This window comes from Ruegeria sp. N11 (assembly GCF_056531525.1).
Window position 1 is genome coordinate 1 of record NZ_JBQFLX010000064.1, and the last position, 3035, is coordinate 3035.

The following is a 3035-nucleotide window of genomic DNA, read 5'->3' on the forward strand; positions in this document are numbered from 1 at the left end:
GCGACCAGATACGACAGATGCCCGAAGGTCTTCCTCTCCGCCATCGCCCTCGCCGCAACCGTCATTTATTGGTTATGAGTCCTGACCCTAGCGCGAGTTGAACATGGTAAGTTTTAGTAGATGGAAGCTGTTCCAGACAGAAAGGAGCCTCTGCCGGTATTTCTCCATTGGCAATGTCTCGCCAACATCTATCCAAGCGTTTTTGGAAAAAGCGAGACCAATTTGCGCATTGGCAGCTTTGAGTGCCTTCAGCCTTCATAGGGCTTCCCCCGGGAACTATGCATCGGTCTTTATGTGAAACAAGTTAGGTGCTTTTGAAATGCCCTGCCCACAAGGGAAGGTGCGGTCAGAGAAACTTTTCTTGATGCAGAATTCTTAATACGTGCCACAAGGTCTGTACGCGCAGGGCACACAGCGTTCCGTATTGACTAGCAAATCACAATCTACCTAAATTTTGGTATGAGTAGCGGAAAACACTTTGACGATTTATCAGTCGGTGATGCTTTCGATACCGGTGGTATTACGCTCACCGAAAGCGCGATTATTGACTTCGCGCTTACGCACGACCCACAACCTTTCCACGTGAACAAGGTGGCGGCAACGGAGTCGATATTCGGCGGTATTGTCGCCAGCGGCTTTCAAACAGTTGCGCTCACCTTCCGGTTATTTCGTGACACTGGTGTGTTGACTGGAACCAACTTGGGCGGCCACGGCATGGACGAGGTTCGGTGGCTTGCTCCCGTTTTCCCCGGCGATACACTGCGAGCGCGTGTTACAGTTGAGGTGCTTACGCCATCACACTCCAAGCCTGATCGAGGAACGGTACGATTTCGCTACCGGACGTACAACCAAAACGATGTCGAGGTACTTAGTCTGGTCATGGATCATGTTATGGCTCGGCGAAAGTAAGTCAGTTCATCTTCATATTGTGGACGTCGGCGTTGGGCTTGGTTCGACTATTCGCTGAGCAAGGTTTGAGAGACTGCAATTCGGACAGTCCGGCCGTACGCAGGGCCCTGCCTAATGCGCGTCTTTCTTTACGCGTCAGTGGACTCTCGTTCCCTGGAAAAGTAAGATGGCGCCATAGTTCTGTGACCTAGGGAAGCAGGTGCTATGACGGATGACCAAGTTCGGCGACGGCTCGCGGCTATCCTTGCAGCAGACGCAGTAGGATACAGTCGGCTGATGGATGCGGACGAAGAAGCTACCCTACGAACGCTCCTGGCCCACCGTGAAACCATTGAAGTATCCATTGCCAATTACGGCGGTCGTGTTTTCGGATCGGCGGGCGACAGTGTAGTCGCCGAATTCCCGAGTCCCGTGGAAGCCGTGCGCTGCGCCATAGAAATTCAGCGGGGACTCGAGACTGGAAACGCTCACTTTCCAGTAGACCGCGTTATGCTTTTTCGCATTGGCATCAACCTCGGCGATGTAATGGTCGAGGGAGGCAACCTCTTTGGCGACGCAATTAACGTCGCTGCCCGGCTCGAGAAGCTGGCCGAAGCTGGGGGAATTATGATCAGCGGAACGATTTACGATCAGGTTGTTGGCAAGATCTCTTATCCGTTCGAATTCGTGGGTGAGCAAACTCTCAAGAACATTGAAGGCCAAGTGCGCGCATACCGTGTGGCCACCAAAGAGATCGAGACGGATACCGGCACACGCGACAAAGGCACGCTTGAATTCGACCTTCCGGAAAGACCTTGCATCGCGATTGTACCCTTCAAATGCCTGCGTTCTGACCCCGAAAAGGACTTTCTTGCCGATGGTATCAGGTTCGGCATCTCGGCCACACTAACACAGCTTTCCGGGCTTTTTCTTGTTCATGCACCGGCCCTTAATCCATATCGCGGGAAAGATGTCTCGGCATCATCGGTGGGCGCCAAATTCGGCGCTCGCTACATTCTCGAAGGCGCTGTCCAACAGGCTAGTGATCGAGTGCGGGTCACCGCGCAACTTACAGACGTAGAAATCGAGCAAATCATCTTTGCTCAAAGCTATGATCGAGTTGTGGATGATATCTTCAAAGTTCAGGATGAAATCACTCGGGAAATCATCGCTGCACTGAACATAAAGTTGGCCACGAACGAACGAAATCGAATTTGGTTCGGAAAACTCAACAGCCCTGAGGCGGTGGAGTGTTACTACCGCGGTGCCAGTCACTTTTACGAGCTAAACCCGGAGGACAATGGAATTGCCCGCGGCTTTTTTGAAGAGCTTCACCGCGTACAACCCGACTCAGTGGTGGGTGCGAGCTACGTTTCCGTAACGCATTGGATGGACGGTTTTTTCAAGTGGACCGAGCCGGCAGCAAGATCCATGGAACTGGCGGCCAATTGGGCGCAAAGTGCCATAAAATACGAAGACAACAACGGCATTGGCCACGCTGTCTTTGGGCATATTCTACTTCTTAACAGGAAATATGAAGAAGCGCTGGCGCTATGTAAAACGGGAGCGAAACTTCGGTCGAGTTGTCCGTTGGCGCATGCTCTCCTGGGGCTCGTGCTGAATTATTGCGGCGACGCACAGTCCGCTGTTCAAAGCGTGAAAGAAGCCCTTCAGCTCGAGAAAGTGTATCCTGTTTGGCTAATCGACGTTCTCGCAGTCGCGTACCGAGACAACGGTAACATTGCGCTCTCGATCCGCGCTGCGAAAGAGTCCTTGCGGCTCAATCAAAAGAACAATGACGCTCGCATTATTCTCTGCAGCGACTACGAGCTTGCATCCGCTCACGACGAGGCGAAACGCGTCGCCCACGATATCGTGAGGAGTGATCCGGCGTTTTGCCTATCCGACTACGCAAACAGCCAGCCGTACAGGGACCCGTCAACGCTCGACCACCTTATGCAAACCCTTCGTGTAGCTGGCTTGCCGGACTAAGCACCAGACTTGGATTTCAGGTCCTTGGCAAATTCGATTTAGCCTGCTTACTCAAATCAGCGGATTAGGGTCAGGACTCATAGCCAATAGATAACGAGTGCTGCAAGGGCGATTGCTGACAGGAAGACCTTCGGGCACCTGTCGTAGCGGGTTGC

Annotated in this window: 2 protein-coding genes; both read left to right on the forward strand. The window is 52.8% G+C overall.

Features of this window, described 5'->3' with window-relative positions:
- The first annotated feature begins 459 nt into the window (after window positions 1–459).
- Window positions 460–909: a MaoC family dehydratase gene (locus tag ACR0J8_RS24135; RefSeq protein WP_170682856.1), complete on the forward strand. Its 450-nt coding sequence runs from the start codon at window positions 460–462 to the stop codon at window positions 907–909.
- Between the two features lie 204 nt (window positions 910–1113).
- Window positions 1114–2880, forward strand: coding sequence for an adenylate/guanylate cyclase domain-containing protein (locus ACR0J8_RS24140; protein ID WP_480892845.1), 1767 nt, complete (start codon window positions 1114–1116; stop codon window positions 2878–2880).
- Window positions 2881–3035: the final 155 nt, after the last annotated feature.

What these genes read in the sequence shown, in the direction of transcription:
- ACR0J8_RS24135 (WP_170682856.1), top strand. Translation starts at nt 460, where the DNA reads ATGAGTAGCGGAAAACACTTTGACGATTTATCAGTCGGTGATGCTTTC.
- ACR0J8_RS24140 (WP_480892845.1), top strand. Translation starts at nt 1,114, where the DNA reads ATGACGGATGACCAAGTTCGGCGACGGCTCGCGGCTATCCTTGCAGCA.